12 protein-coding genes are annotated in these 15,684 nt (G+C 30.2%); all 12 read left to right on the forward strand.

Going from position 1 to position 15,684, the window contains the following annotated elements; all coding sequences use genetic code 11:
* Window positions 1-490: 490 nt before the first annotated feature.
* The 12 genes from dnaA to pth all read left to right on the forward strand — a co-directional run bounded on the left by dnaA (window position 491) and on the right by pth (window position 15,679).
* Window positions 491-1,843, forward strand: a complete 1,353-nt coding sequence (dnaA, locus tag FVE75_RS00005; RefSeq protein ID WP_147004668.1) for a chromosomal replication initiator protein DnaA — start codon at window positions 491-493, stop codon at window positions 1,841-1,843.
* A 661-nt stretch (window positions 1,844-2,504) separates the two neighbouring features.
* Window positions 2,505-3,458 (forward strand): hypothetical protein, encoded by a 954-nt coding sequence (locus FVE75_RS00010; protein WP_147004669.1) that lies wholly within the window; start codon window positions 2,505-2,507, stop codon window positions 3,456-3,458.
* Window positions 3,459-3,482: 24 nt separating this feature from the next.
* On the forward strand, window positions 3,483-3,719 hold the full coding sequence (yaaA, locus tag FVE75_RS00015) for a S4 domain-containing protein YaaA (protein ID WP_147004670.1): 237 nt from the start codon (window positions 3,483-3,485) through the stop codon (window positions 3,717-3,719).
* Between the two features lie 72 nt (window positions 3,720-3,791).
* Window positions 3,792-5,429 carry an AAA family ATPase gene (locus FVE75_RS00020; RefSeq protein ID WP_147004671.1) on the forward strand — a complete coding sequence of 546 codons (1,638 nt, stop codon included), beginning with the start codon at window positions 3,792-3,794 and terminating at the stop codon, window positions 5,427-5,429.
* A 27-nt stretch (window positions 5,430-5,456) separates the two neighbouring features.
* Window positions 5,457-6,545: a DNA replication/repair protein RecF gene (gene recF, locus FVE75_RS00025; RefSeq protein ID WP_147004672.1), complete on the forward strand. Its 1,089-nt coding sequence runs from the start codon at window positions 5,457-5,459 to the stop codon at window positions 6,543-6,545.
* Between the two features lie 14 nt (window positions 6,546-6,559).
* Complete coding sequence (locus FVE75_RS00030) at window positions 6,560-7,603, forward strand: DciA family protein (protein WP_147004673.1); 1,044 nt, start codon at window positions 6,560-6,562, stop codon at window positions 7,601-7,603.
* A 492-nt stretch (window positions 7,604-8,095) separates the two neighbouring features.
* Entirely contained in the window at window positions 8,096-8,887 is a 792-nt protein-coding gene (locus FVE75_RS00035; RefSeq protein ID WP_147004674.1) for a spherulation-specific family 4 protein, read from the forward strand.
* Between the two features lie 78 nt (window positions 8,888-8,965).
* Entirely contained in the window at window positions 8,966-10,012 is a 1,047-nt protein-coding gene (locus FVE75_RS00040; protein ID WP_147004675.1) for a tetratricopeptide repeat protein, read from the forward strand.
* An 18-nt stretch (window positions 10,013-10,030) separates the two neighbouring features.
* The gene (locus tag FVE75_RS00045) at window positions 10,031-10,927 is read left to right on the forward strand and encodes a hypothetical protein (RefSeq protein ID WP_147004676.1); all 897 of its coding nucleotides are present in this window, start codon (window positions 10,031-10,033) and stop codon (window positions 10,925-10,927) included.
* 756 nt (window positions 10,928-11,683) lie between these two features.
* Window positions 11,684-13,576, forward strand: coding sequence for a tRNA uridine-5-carboxymethylaminomethyl(34) synthesis enzyme MnmG (gene mnmG, locus FVE75_RS00050; protein ID WP_147004677.1), 1,893 nt, complete (start codon window positions 11,684-11,686; stop codon window positions 13,574-13,576).
* A gap of 102 nt (window positions 13,577-13,678) precedes the next feature.
* Window positions 13,679-15,082, forward strand: a complete 1,404-nt coding sequence (locus tag FVE75_RS00055) for an MATE family efflux transporter (protein ID WP_147004678.1) — start codon at window positions 13,679-13,681, stop codon at window positions 15,080-15,082.
* Window positions 15,083-15,112: 30 nt separating this feature from the next.
* On the forward strand, window positions 15,113-15,679 hold the full coding sequence (gene pth, locus FVE75_RS00060; protein WP_147004679.1) for an aminoacyl-tRNA hydrolase: 567 nt from the start codon (window positions 15,113-15,115) through the stop codon (window positions 15,677-15,679).
* The last annotated feature ends 5 nt before the right edge of the window (window positions 15,680-15,684 follow it).

A 15,684-nucleotide genomic window follows, 5' to 3' on the forward strand; every position in this document is an offset into this window, starting at 1 on the left:
ATTTTTAGAGTTTTTGTTAATTATTTTTATCCACACTCCTATAATATTTAATATTATATATATTATTAAATATATTATTATTATGCACTGTGGAAATGTGGAAACATATATAAATAGAGCGGTTGCAAGAGAATATCCTGTGGAAAAAAAATTTGATTTTTGTGGAGAAATATTATCAACAAAGTTTCGCACATGATTGTCAACAGCTTATGTGGGAAAATGAAAACTATGTGTATAATATGTGGGAATGCAATAGAAATCACTATATATAATTATTGTGGAAAAAATTATACAAAAGTTATAAAGCATTGTAAATACTGAAAGAATTAATATTTTTTCTTGTGGGAAAGCATGTGGAAAACTTTTGTGGAAAATCTTGATTATTTATTTTATATATGTTATAGTTAAGGCAAATAGAAAGGCTGGAATTATTGTGAAATTTAAAATTTTTATTTATAGGAATACTGTTAAAAAAGGAGAGAAAAAATAAATGGATGTTGTGAAATTGTGGGAAAAAATTAAGAAAATTATGAAAAAAAGAGTTAATGAAGGGGAATTTGAGCTGTTTTTTGAAAATGTGGAGGCAACTAAACTTGAAGAGAGTGTCTTTACTCTTACTTGTAATTCGAAGCTAATAAAGGAAAATATGGAAAAATATAAAAGCCAGATGGAAGAAATTATAGAAATTGTGACAGATGAAGAAGTTACGATAAACTTTGAGATAAAAAAACAGGATGTGATGTCATATAAGCCTGAAACTCACAGTTTTCCAAAAGAAACAATGGAAAAAGCTTCACTTGTTCACACAGGACTAAATCCAAAGCACAGGCTTGATAATTTTGTTGTTGGTGAAAACAGTAAGCTTGCATATAATGCCTGTCTAGCAGTTGTAAAAAATCCAACGGTTTATAACCCTCTTTTTATTTTTGGAAGTTCAGGGCTTGGAAAAACCCATCTTATGCAGGCTGTAGGAAATGCAATTTTAGAAAATGACCCAAGTAAGCGTGTTTATTACTCTACATCTGAAGAATTTGCAAATGAGTTTTTTAAAGTTTTGAACAGCGGAAGAATTCAGCATTTTCGTGATACATTCCGTGCTTTAGATGTACTTCTTCTAGATGATATACAATTTTTTGAAAAGGTGTTTGGACGTGGAGAAGGGACTGTGGAAGAAGAATTTTTCCACACATTTAACAAGTTGCAGGAACTGGGAAAACAGATAATAATGATAAGTGACAAGTCGCCAAAGGAAATAAAAAATCTGTCAAAACGTCTAGAATCAAGATTTTTGTCAGGTTTAACAGTGGAAATCCAAAGTCCAGGATATGAAACTCGTATGATGATTCTAAAAAATATGGCAAAGGCACAGGGAATAGAAATAGACGACAGCATTTTAGAATATATTTCAGACTCTCTTGATACAAATGTAAGGGAACTGGAAGGAACACTTACAAACTTAAATGCCCGTGCAAAACTTCTAGATGAACAGATAACATTAGAGCTTGTGCAGGAAATGCTTATGCATAATGTAAAACGAGAACAGTCTAAAGTAACAGCAAAAAAAGTAATAGAAATGATTTCTGCACAGTATGGTGTCAGCGTAACTGACATGAAATCCAAAAAACGTCAGAAAAAAATAGTAGAAACAAGACAAATCGCTATGTATTTGCTAAAGAATAATGATGAATTGGATTTAAGCCTGACAGCAATTGGTGGGCTTTTTGGTGGAAAAGATCATAGCACGGTTATAAGCAGTATTAGAAAAATTGATAAGAAAACAAAGGAAGATGTTGCATTCAAAAAAGAAATTGAATCTTTAAACAAGAAGATTTTCAGAGCTTAAAAAAATTGTGGAAAATGTGGAAAGAATGTTGAAAATTTTGTGGGGAAAAAATGATAATATTTTAAAAATTATCCACAGTTGAAAAAGTTTTCTACATAAATTGTTTTTATAAAAAAATTTTATTAAAAAAATTAAATTATATTTAATAAAATAAATTGTAAAATTACAATGTGTAAAAACAAAAATTAATTTCCACTATATGTTGAAAATTTATACACAAAAATTGTGGAAAAATTTAATCAAAAATATTGTATTAAAACAAGTTTTGTGGAAAAATAAAATTTTATTGTGTAAAACTAAAATTTAGATACCCACAATAATAAACAAAATTTTCCACATTTGTGGATAAATCAAAAACAATTAATTTTAAATTAAAGAAAAGTTGTGATAAAATAATAAAAATAAAAACATATAAATTTTCTCCACATATGAAAAAATTAATTACACAATTTAAGGAGGAAAAAAATTCACAAAGAAGTTCTTTAAAAATAAGAATATATCATAACTGTGGAAAAGATGTGGAAATATTTGTGGGAAAAGTTTTCAACGTAAAAATCGGATTTTCCACAATAAAATTAAACATTAATTTGGTTAATGGTTAAATTAGTAATAGATAGATTCTAAGTTATAATAATATAAGGTGTGAAGGTGTTGAAATAAGATGAAAAAAATGATGACGTTGTTATTAATTATACTTTCCATGCTATGTCTTCATTCCTGCAGAGACCCTGAAGAAGTAACGGCTATGAATGAAGAAAAAATGCTAGATGACTATATGGAGATGCTCAAAAAAGAATTTAACTTGAGAATGAACAAGGGAGCATATTATGTAAAAGAAGAACAGCTTGTAGCTGGAGATCTGATACATAATCCATACTCCTATGTCCTGTACAGCTATAACATTCCTAGGTATAAATCAGAATTCTTTTATAACAGAGAAGTAATACATGTAGAATATCCTCCAACAAAATTTCGTTTTGAAGGAGGAGATAGGTTAATATGGCCTCTTGAATTCGAAGCTTTAAAAGACATTCCATTTTTTAATAAAACAACAAAATCAAGATTATTGCTTGAAATTATTGATTACTATGGATTAAGACCGTATTTATGGAGCAGTCTCATATACGATAAATCTAAAGGAAATGATTTTGAAAAGATAGAAAAAATATTAAAAAAACATGGTATAAAATATGATAAAAAAGTACCAGTTGGAGTTTCTAAAAGAACATGGGTATGTGGCACAATGCTCAAAGAATCAAATGATGAAAGTTTTGAAAAAAATTTGATAAGTAAAAATACAGTACTAATAGTAATAGATGAAGAATGTGGGAATCAAATAGTGGAAGGGAAAGTAGAAAGGCTGAAAATGTATGGCAAAAAATTAGAGGAATATTTTTCAAAGCCTAGAAATTTTGAGGAGATAGACTGGTATGAATTTATGAAATTTAATAATATTCATCCTATTATAACAATTTATGTAGGATATTTTTCGAAAGAAAAAATTGAAAAAATTAGAGATGAAATAAAGCCATACTATAATCAAAAAGATTTTACAATTCTGTTTTACTATTTGGTAGATAATGGTAATGGATATGATGAAAAATATGTTTGGTAAAAAATAAGTTATGGAGGGAAATTAATGAAAAATATAAATAATGATATTGAAGAAGTTATCATAAATACTGAGTTTATAAAATTGGATCAGCTTTTGAAGTGGGCAAACTTTACAGGTTCTGGAGTGGAAGCAAAAATGTTTATTCAGAATGGTGAAGTAAAGGTAAATAACGCTGTAGAAACTAGACGTGGGAAAAAAATTTATGATGGGGATATTGTGGAGTTTGCTGGAGAAAAAGTTCTTGTAAGGGCAAAAAATTAAATAGTTTGCTGATTTACTAAACAGATGAATAGTTGTGGAAGCAGACTGTGGAGAATTTAAGGGGAGATTTTTATGAAAAAAGGTATAGGAATTGGAGTAGAAGATTTTAGTGAAGTAATAAAAGAGAATTGCTACTATATTGATAAAACAAAATGGATAGAGGAAATTTTAGAGGATAAATCAAAAATAAAGCTGTTCACACGTCCAAGAAGATTTGGGAAAACGCTTAATATGTCGATGTTAAAATATTTCTTTAATGTTGAAAATAAAGAAGAAAATAAAAAGTTATTTAGTGGACTTGATATTGAAAAATCTGAATATATGTCTGAACAGGGACAGTATCCAGTAATTTTTATTTCACTGAAAAGCATAAAGGCAAAAACTTGGGAGGAAGCAATACAGGAAATTAGACTGCTGGTTTTAGAATTGTTTTCTGAGTACAAGTATCTTCTAGAAGATTTGGATGAGTATGACTTGCCTAGATTTAAGAAGTATTTACTGGGCAATGCAGATTTTTCTGAGTTAAAAAATGCCTTGCTGTTTTTAACTAGAATATTATTTCAGAAGTATAAAAAAGAAGTTATCTTATTAATTGATGAATACGATAGTCCTTTGATTTCTGCTTATGAATATCATTATTATAGCGATGCCATCGCATTTTTTAAAGTATTTTACGGAGAAGCGCTGAAAACTAACCAATATTTAAAAATGGGAGTTATGACTGGGATTATAAGGGTTATTAAGGCTGGAATATTTTCTGACTTGAATAATCTAAATGTTTATTCTATTTTAGAAAATGAATATTCCGAGTTTTTTGGTTTTAATCAAGATGAGGTTGAAGAAACTCTTGAATATTTTGATGTAAAGTATGAACTTTTTGATGTTAAGGCTTGGTATGACGGTTACAAATTTGGTGATTCTGATGTGTATAACCCTTGGAGTATTTTAAAATTTTTAAAATCTAAAAAAATTGGTTCTCACTGGATTGATACTTCTGGAAATTTCTTGATTAATCAGATTTTGAAAAATACAGATTCTGAAATTATGGAAACTTTGGAAGCTCTTTTTAATGGAGAAACTGTTGAAGAAAATATCAGTGGTAATTCTGATTTATCTAGTTTATTGGGGCAAGAAGAAATTTGGGAACTTCTTTTATTTAGCGGATATTTAACTATTGATGAAAAAATTGGGGAAGACTATGAGGATGTGTATTCCTTGAGACTGCCTAATAGGGAGGTAAGGGAGTTTTTTAGGAAGAAATTTATTGATGTAAATTTTGGGGAAAGTATGTTTAGAAAGGCTATGGAAGGGCTTAAAAACCTTAAATTTGATATTTTTCAAAAATATTTACAAAATATTTTATTAAAATCAACAAGTTTTATGGATACTAAAAATGAAGACTTCTATCATGGATTAGTCTTAGGAATGATATTTTATCTGGATAATCATTATTATGTAAAATCTAATGAAGAAAGTGGCCTTGGAAGGTATGATGTTGTAATTGAGCCAAAGAATAAGAATAGTAGAGGGTTTATTCTGGAGTTTAAAGTTGTGAAAAATGAAGATGATTTGGAGAAAGTTTCGGAAGAGGCGATAGAGCAGATAATAGAGAAGAAGTATGATATTGGGTTAAGAGATAGAGGTATTAAGGATGTTACTTTTGTTGGAGTTGCTTTTTGCGGAAAAGTGGTAAAAGTCAGTTACAGATAGTTATAGTGTGAAAGGGAAGAAATAGCGATGTATTTGGATCAGATTAGTTTTAATAACTTTCGTTGCCTTGTAGACGGGAAGTTGAAGTTTGACAGATATTTTAATTTAATATATGGGAAGAATGGACAGGGGAAGACATCGCTTATTGAGGCTGTTCATTTTTTAGCTACTGGGAAAAGCTTTAGGACTAAGAAAGTGAAAGAGATTCGCAAGTATAATTTGAACAGGCTGATTGTATTTGGGAAATATAAAAATAAAGATTTATCCGAAAATGCTATTGCTATTGATGTGAATGAGGATAAGAAAGATTTTTACATTGATAGGGAAAAAGATAAATATATAAACTATGTGGGGTCACTTAACATTATTTCATTTATTCCTGAGGATATTGAACTGATTATTGGGAATCCTGGTGTTAGGAGGAACTTTTTTAATTACGAGATTTCGCAGGCAAAAAAGGAGTATTTACAGTCGATTGTGAATTTTGAGAAAATATTGAAGGTGCGGAACAAGCTTATAAAGGAAAAAAAGACTGGCGAGGAAATTTATAAGATCTATAACGAAAAATTTATAGAGGAAGGGCTAAATATTGTTTTAAGTCGGCAGGAATTTATAAAAAAAATATCAATTTTGTTGAACTTGAATTATCGTAAGTTATTTGATGAAAATTCAGAGCTGAAATTAAAATATGACTGTTTTCTTGGGGATGTGGAAAAGAAGACTAGAGAAGAACTGAAGGAAAAATTTGAAATGTTATGCAAAAGGAAAAGTGAGAGGGAAAAGTTTCTTGGATACAGCCTGCTCGGACCTCAAAAAGATGATTTTATCTTTGAGCTGAACGGGAAAAATGCAAAGGCATATTCTTCACAAGGGGAGAAAAAATCTATAATATTCTCGCTAAAAATTTCAGAAATTGATATTTTAATAAAGGAAAAAAAGGAATATCCGATATTTCTGATGGATGACATTGCTTCATATTTTGATGAAGTGAGAAAAAAAAGTATTTTAAGTTATTTTGTAAATAAAAAAATCCAATGTTTTATAACTTCGACAGAGGATTTGGGAATAGAGGGGAAAAAATTTATTGTGGAAAAGGGGAAGATTATTAATGAGTAAAAAGGGGTTGAAAAATGGAAGGAATTAAGGATTTAAAGAATTTAGCACTGGAAGCAATTGAGAAAAGAAGTTCGCTTTTGAAAAATGAAAAATATATTTTGTGGAAAATCAAGAAAAATTGGAAGCAGATTGTGAGTGGGCCAATTGGTGAGAAAACTTATCCGAAAAGTCTATTTAATGGAAATCTTATTGTGGTTATCAATGATGGTGTTATTTACCATACGACGATAATGTATGCGGAAAATATAAAGGAAAAAGTAAACACATTTTTGAATGGGAAATTTTTGGAAAGTATTGAATTTTCGAAGATAAATTACAAAATAAAGCGAGATTTGCTGGATGAACTTATTGAAAATGATGAAAATAGAGGGACAATTCGGGCTGGGGAAATTCCAAGAGGAAATGTTAGGAAAAAAAATAGAAATATTGATTCTGAAAATAAAATTGCAGAAAAAGTAAAGGATATTGTGCTTTTGCCTGAAGAAGTTAAGGAAATTCATGAGAATATTGATAAAATTGACAAAAAGTATGAAGATATTGCCAGAAGGCTGGAAAAAATTGCGATAAAACTGAAAAAGAGAGAAAAATACTTAAAGAATAATGGATATATTGAGTGTGAAAACTGTAAAATTTTATTTTTGCAGGAAAATAGCGAGAAAATGTGCTTTGAGTGTAGAATGAATGAAAAAAATCGAAAATTTCAGAAAATGGCTGATTTAATAAGAAATAAACCGTATATTTCAGAAAAACAGGCAGTCCGAATGACAAATACCGACAAATCTACATATTATAAAGCAAGAGATATATTGGCACAGCAGACTTACAATGATATGCTTTATTATTGCCTTGAAAAAAACAGGGAAATTTCTTTAAATGAAGATTATGAGTTTGAAATTCGAAGTGAGTCGAGGGAAGATGTGGAAAAATTTATAAAAAATTATGTGGACTATAAAATTGGAAGCGATAATGAGGAGGTTTTTAAGATTGAGAGAAAGTGGGCTTTGAGAAGATTAAGAAAGGATATGAAATTTAGGCTTGAGAATAATAGGAGATATTGATTTTTATAGTAAAATTTTTTTAAAACATATTTCAATATCATGATTTATTCGGATTAATATTATTACTCATTTAAAAAATAAATGTTTAATAAATTTTGAATTATGCACTATTTAGTAGGGAATTAAAACTTCTTGTTTTCAATATAGTTTCTATTTTTTTATTGGATTTAGTATTAGATTATTTGTTTAATAACAGTTTTTATTATTTTTATTATGTTTTTTCTTTTATTTTCACAGGATTGCTCGTTGCCGCAAATCCTATCTTGCAGTAAAAGTTTATCCTGAGAATCAAAATGTATGGCAAGATTGCTACGAACACCTATGGCTAGACTCTGACTTTTATTTGACCAACTCCGAAACTCCTCCTTCTAGTCGTCAAACAGTCGTAGTTGAACAAATAAAAGCTCCGTCGGTTTATTAAAACTAAAAAATATGATAAAATAATATATCTTAACTATTTGATAAAAAATTTTGAAAGAAGGTAAAAAGGATATGAAGAAAATATTTTTAATGATTGGAATGTTATTGGGAATTAATGGGTTTGCAGAAAAAAATATTAATAAAAATAATGTGAAAATAAAGCAGTCTGTGATAGCTACAACATATACGTATCCAGATGGTAAAAATTCGTTTTGGAATGATGTCTTGACACTTGGGAAAGATAAAGTTCCTTACGTGCTGATAAATCCAAATAATGGTGCAGGAAAAAAGGTAGAAGTGAATTATGCAGCTCAGATTAAGAAAAATAAAGAGGCTGGAATTAAGAACATTGCTTATATTCCGACAACATATCAGAAGCGAAATATTAAGGAAGTAAAGGCGGAAGTTGATAAGTATTTTGAATTTTATGGAAAGGATAGTATAAATGGATTCTTTTTTGATGAAATTGCGACTAGTACTCCTCAGCAGGTAAGCTATATGAAGGAAGTTTTTGAATATGTAAAAAGTAAGTCAAAAAATAACCTTGTGATTGCTAATCCTGGAGCATCTATTACAGATGCAATTTCGCCGTATGCAGATATTTTTGTGACAAGCGAGGTAAGTGCAAATACGTATATTAACAAATTTGAAAAGCCAAAATCTAATTTTGAAAATAATCAGTCAAATGCAAAACATATCTGGCATATTGTGCATAGTGCGACTCCTAAGGAATATGCTGAGATTGTAAGGCTTTCTCGACAAAGAAATGCAGGATGGCTAATGATAACGGATGACATTATGCCAAATCCGTATGATAAGAAGCCGTCTAAATTTATAGAAATCGTAAATATGATTAATAATTAATTTTGATATTATTTGATTTTACGATTGTTTAGTTTTTATCAGTTGATTTTAAAAAGTTAAAATATAGATGGAGAAAAGATGTATATAGAAGAGTTATTGAAGGAAGCGGATAAATCAATGGAAAATTACAAGTTCGATGATGCGCTTGTATATTTAAAGTCAGTGCTTGAAATTGATGAAAATAATTATTCGGCACTGATGACACTTTCCAAACTTTATTCAGACTTTGGAATGTTTGAACAGGCGAAGGAATATGCGGAAAAACTGCAACAAAAGTATCCTGACAGCAGGGATACGCTTTTTACGTTGGGATTTGTCTATCAGTCGCTTGGAAGATTGAAAAAGGCGATTTCACTTTATAAAAAATTTCTGGAAATAGAAAAAAATTATTTTGTGTATCTGAATATGGGAATGTCCTACGCTTTGTTAAAGTATTATAGAAAGGCGATAGAAAACATTGACAAAGCGATAGAAATGGAGCCTGAAAGCTCAGAAGCATATGTGGAAAAAGGTGATTGCCTTACAATGATGGGCAGATACGACGAAGCAATTTCTGAATACAAAAAACTTTTAAATGCAAAATTTAACGAAGTTGAAGAATTTTCCCTCTATGCCCGAATGGGCGACACAATGGCGTATTCAAATAATATAAAAGGAGTTGTAAAATATTATAATATCGCTATAAATTGTGAAAATGTGGAAGATTATATATTTGAAGATTATTTTGAGATATTGTTTAGAGTGGAGGAGTTTGAGGAAATAAAACTTCTGCTTTTGAATTATGAAAATGCGACGAATGAGAATAAAGGGCTTTCAAGAATAAAAATGCTAAATTTGCAGGGAAGATTTTTTGTGAAAACGGAAGATTATGAAAATGCACAGAAGGTTTGTAATAAGATGATTATTTTAGAACCTGAAAATTCTCGTCATTATATGAATTTAGCATACGTACTGGAATTGCAGAATAAATATGATGAAGCACTTGAATATGTTGAAAAGATGGATAAATTGGTAGAAGACAAAGAGTTTTTGAAGGAATTGAAAAAAAGATTAAAGAAAAATAAGAGAAAATTTGAAAGGAAAAATGAGAAAAGGCTTGAAAAAAATAAAAGCGAAAAAATTTAGAAATTATGAGGATTTTAAATGGAAGAAAAAAATTATGAAGTTAACAAAAAATATGATGAGAAAATATTGATAAATGTACTGAAAAATTTTGATAAAAGCGGAGAATATGTTGTAGAGCCAGGAAGAAATGAAATAAAAAAATTTGAAATAGATATTAAAAATAATTTGGAAAAACAAAATAATAAGAGTGAAAACCTTGAAACCAAAAAGATGATAAATATAAAAAAATTTAAACAAAAAGGTTTTATTACAAACTTTTTCTACAGGTTTAAAGGCTCAAAAGCAAAGCGTTCTTATGAATATGCAAAAAAATTATTAGAATATAAAATAAAGACGCCAGAGCCAATCGCATATTTTGATGACTTTGTAAATAAAAATAATAAAAAGAACAGTTATTATATAAGCGAGGAATTAAAATATGATTTTACCTGTCGGGAAGTTTTTTGGCCTGAGGATATTGAGCGGGACAAGGCTGAGCAGGGAGAAAACTACAAGATAAGCGAAGAAACTGAAAGAATGCTTGCAAAAGTAGAAAAAAATCGTGAAAAAATCATAAGACAATTTGCAAAATTTTCGTTTGACTTACATGAAAGCGGTGTGGAATTTGAAGATTATTCACCAGGAAATGTACTGATTAAAGATAAAAGTGGAAATTACGAGTTTTATCTGGTTGACTTAAATAGAATGAAATTTGGAGTGAAACTGAATTTGGATAAAAGAATGAAAAATGTTTCACGTATGATGGAAGATGAAAAAATAGCCAGAATTTTTGCAAATGAATATGCGAAGTACTGCAAACAGAGTGAAGAATTGGTTTTTAGATATTTAAGATATTATATTAGAAAACACAAAAGTTATGTTTATTTCAAGGATATTACTCGTCCAGTAAGGAATGTTTTTAAAAAGAAGAAGTAAATTTGTTTAATAATTTTAAAATTTATCTAATACTAAACCCTGTTTAAAAATAAGAATAAATTTTATAATAGGGTTGTTCGATAGTTAATTTATAATTATTCAAGTTTTTTCTTTTTTATTTTCGTAGGATTGCTCATTGCCGCAAATCCTACAACCTATGGCTAGTCTACGACATTTTTCTGCACTGACAAAAAACTCGCTATGCTCAAACAGTTTTGCCAGCACAGAAAAATGCTCCGACGAATTAGTTTATATTATGCTCTATTTAAAAAATGAAAATTATATTTTAATTATTTGAAAACATTAGGTTTATAATCCTTTATTAGAAAAATTTGTAATAAATTCGTTATTTAAAAGGGGGTTAGTATTAGTTAAATAATCTGTATATAATTAAATTAAAATTGTCGTGATTTTTTTGGAATGAAATTGACTGTTTGAGCTTTTTCAGACTTTTTAAATTTTGATTAGTTTAAAGAGTTGACAATAACTTTTGTTAAAAAGCGAGTTTCAATTTTATTTCAAAAAAATGCTTAGACGAGCGGGGATTGTAAAGGGGATGGCGACTGATCCTCTTTACGTTTAGAAAAAATAAAAGTATTGAGATAGATAAAAAAATAAATATTAATAAAAATAATATTTGTCAATTTTAAATACAATTATTAAGATAAATATTTAGAGTTAAAATTAAATTTTTTGATAAGGTTATAAAATAAGAATAGTAAAAAAATAGATAAAATTGAAAGGAAAAGTTAAAAAATGAAAAATTATGACATAATTGTTGTTGGAGCGGGGCATGCTGGGGTGGAAGCAGCACTTGCTGCGGCAAGGCATGGATTGAAAACAGCGTTGTTTACGATATATCTTGACAATATTGCAATGATGTCGTGCAATCCGTCAGTTGGAGGTCCTGGAAAAAGCCATCTGGTGTCGGAACTTGGAATGCTTGGCGGAGAAATGGCAAGGCATATTGACAATTACAATTTGCAGTTAAAGAACTTGAATCATACAAAGGGACTAGCCTCTCGGATTACACGGGCTCAAGCTGATAAATACTGGTACAGGGTTAAAATGAGGGAAATTATCGAAAAGCAGGAAAATCTGGATTTGGTGCAGGGAATTGTTGTAGATTTGATTGTGGAAAATAAGAAAGTTATGGGAGTTGAAGACAATCTTGGAATAAAATATGGGGCAAAGGCTGTTGTTTTATGTACAGGAACGTTCTTAGGCGGAGAATATGTTATGGGGGATGTAAAATATTCGTCAGGACGGCAAGGAGAGCCTGCAAGTGTAGATTTGCCTGATAAACTAGTGGAATATGGCTTTGAGCTGGATAGATACCAGACTGCCACTCCTCCGAGAATTGACAAATCTTCAATTGATTTTTCAAAAACAGAGGAATTAAAGGGAGAGGACAAGCCACGATATTTTTCTTACGAAACAAAAAAAGAATATAATTCTACTTTACCAACTTGGCTTACATTCACTACACCTGAAACAATAAGAGTGGGACAGGAAATGCTTAAATATTCACCAATTGTTACAGGAATTGTAAGTACGAAAGGTCCACGGCACTGCCCTTCCCTTGACAGAAAGATTATGAATTTTCCAGAAAAGACAAATCATCAGATATTTCTAGAGCAGGAATCTGTAGAATCAGATGAAATCTACATAAATGGATTTACGACAGCAATGCCTCCATTTGCACAGGAAGCAATGTTAAAAACAATCAGTGGGCTAGAAAATGCTAAAATTGTACGTTACGGGTATGCGGTAGAGTATAACTTTGTTCCTGCGTACCAGTTAAAATTGACTCTTGAAACAAAAGTTCTGGATGGACTTTACACAGCGGGAACGATTAATGGAACGAGTGGATATGAAGAAGCAGCCTGTCAAGGATTTATGGCGGGAGTGAATGCTGCGAGAAAAATTTTAGGGAAAAAGGAAATTGTGATTGACAGAAGTGAAGGATATATTGGGGTTTTGATAGATGATATAATAAATAAAAAAACGCCAGAGCCTTATCGTGTACTGCCTTCAAGAGCTGAATACAGACTGACTTTGCGTCAAGACAACATTTTTATAAGACTTTTGGAAAAATCGAAGGAAATTGGGTTATTAAATGCTGAAAAATTAGCCGAACTTGAAAATACGTGTCAGGAAATTGAAAATGAAGTTGAAAGATTGAAGGGAATTACGGTTTATCCGACTAAGGAAAATAATGAAAAATTACTTGAAATTGTAGAAAAACAAAATCAATCTGAAAGTCCGGAAATTGAAAAAAATAGTAAAAATAGTATGAACAGCCCTGTTTCAGCCTTTGAATTTCTTGCGAGAAAAGAAATTAACTATGATAATTTAAGTGAATTTGTAGAAACTGTGGAATTGTCGGATTTAGCGAAGGAACAAGTAGAAATAAATGCGAAATATAATGTATTTATTGAAAGGGAAAAGGCACAGATTGAGAAATTTAAGAAGCTGGAAAAAATGATAATTCCAAAAGGATTTGACTATGAAAGCGTAAAAGGGCTTAGCAATATTGCTATTTCTGGGCTTATGTATGGACAGCCTGAAACAATTGGACAGGCTAGCAGAATTAGTGGAGTTACTTATAATGATATTTCGCTTTTAATTGCGATTTTGAAGAATTGATAAAATTAAATAATACTGGAGTCTAGAAAGTATAGTTATAGTTTTTGAGTTCAGTTTTAATAAATTTTATTGAAATGTTTGAAAATTTAGGAAGGAAAAAGAATGGAAGAAAGTATAAAGATAAAAAACAGCTTGGTAGATAATAAAAAAATGAGATTTGGGACGGAATCAATTCCAAAATTGCTAGTTTCACTTGCAGTACCAGCAATTATTGCTAATCTTGTAAGTGCACTTTATAATATTGTGGATCAGATTTTTATTGGACAGAAAATTGGATTTCTAGGAAATGCAGCTACGAATGTGGCTTTTCCGCTTACGACAATTTGTCTTGCGATTGGACTTATGACGGGAGTGGGGGCTGCAACGAACTTTAATCTGGAATTAGGTAGAAAGCGTCCAAAAAGAGCAAAAAGTGTGGCTGGAACGGCAGTAACAATGCTTCTTTTAGGTGGAATTATATTATGCATATTGATTAATATATTTTTAAAACCTATGTTAACAGCATTCGGTGCGACAAATCAGATTTTTGACTATGCTATTGAATATACTCGGATTACATCTTTAGGGATACCATTTTTATTATTTTCAATAGGTGCAAACCCTTTGGTAAGAGCTGATGGAAATGCCTTTTATTCGATGCTTGCGATAGTTGTTGGATCGCTTGTAAATACTATATTAGATCCGTTATTTATGTTTGGATTTGATATGGGGATGGATGGTGCGGCTTGGGCAACTGTAATTGGGCAGTTTGTATCGGCAGTTATGCTAGCTTTGTATTTTTTCAGATTTAAAAGCGTGAAATTTGAGTTAAGGGATTTTAAGATAAGAATACGAGAAATAGGGATTTTATTTGCATTGGGAACATCGCCTTTTATTTTTCAATGTTCTGCTTTAGTTATTCAAATTGTAACAAATAATCTGCTAAAGATATACGGGGCAAAATCCATTTATGGAAGTGAAATTCCAATTGCTGTTGCTGGAATTGTTATGAAAATAAATGTTATATTTATAGCGATTGTATTGGGACTGACACAGGGGGCACAGCCTATTGCAGGATACAACTATGGAGCAAGGAAATATACGAGAGTCCGTGAAATATTAAAATTGACATTAAAAGCCGCTTTTGTTATTTCAATAGTAGCATTTGCGATATTCCAAATTTTCCCGGTACAGATAATTTCTGTATTTGGAAGTGGAAGCGAACTTTACTTTAAATACGGAACAAAATATATGAGAATATTTTTATTTTTCATATTTTTAAATGGTATTCAAGGTGCAATTACATTGTTCTTAACATCAATTGGAAGGGCATTCCAAGGGGCTGTCCTATCGCTTGTAAGACAGATTATATCATTATTGCCGCTACTTATAATTTTACCGTACTTTATGGGAGTTGATGGAATTATGTTCGCTTTTCCAATAGCGGATCTGGTGGCATTTATTGTATCGGTAATCATTTTGAAAAAGGAAATGAAAAGAATTCCAAAAAAAGATGAAGATGATTAAATAGTTTGAAATAAAGGAGAAAAGAATTTAATGAAATTAATAGTGGGACTTGGAAATCCTGGAGAACAATATAAATTAACAAGGCATAATATTGGGTTTATATTTATTGACGAATATTTGAAGGAAAATAATATAAATGATGTAAGGGAAAAGTTTAAGTCATTGTTTGTACAGACTACTTACAATGGAGACAAGATTTTTTATCAGAAGCCAACTACGTTTATGAATTTAAGTGGAGAAGCAGTTGGAGAAGCTGTCAGATTTTTTAAGATTGATCCGAAAACGGAACTTTTTGTAATTTACGACGATATGGATATGCAGTTTGGAAAACTGAAAATTAAGCAAAATGGAAGTGCAGGTGGGCACAATGGGATAAAATCCATTATTTCCCATGTTGGAAATGAATTTGTGCGAATAAAATTTGGAATTGGAAAACCAAAAACAAAGGAAGAAACATTGGGATTTGTACTAGGAAAATTTTCGCCTGAGGAAAAAGAAGTTGTGAAAGATTCAAAAGAGAAAATATTTAACTTGATTGACGATATAAAAGACGATATGACGATTTCAAAGTTAATGAATAAATATAACACTAAATAAAAATG

It is taken from the genome of Leptotrichia hongkongensis, assembly GCF_007990635.1.
Classification (GTDB): Bacteria; Fusobacteriota; Fusobacteriia; order Fusobacteriales; family Leptotrichiaceae; genus Leptotrichia; species Leptotrichia hongkongensis.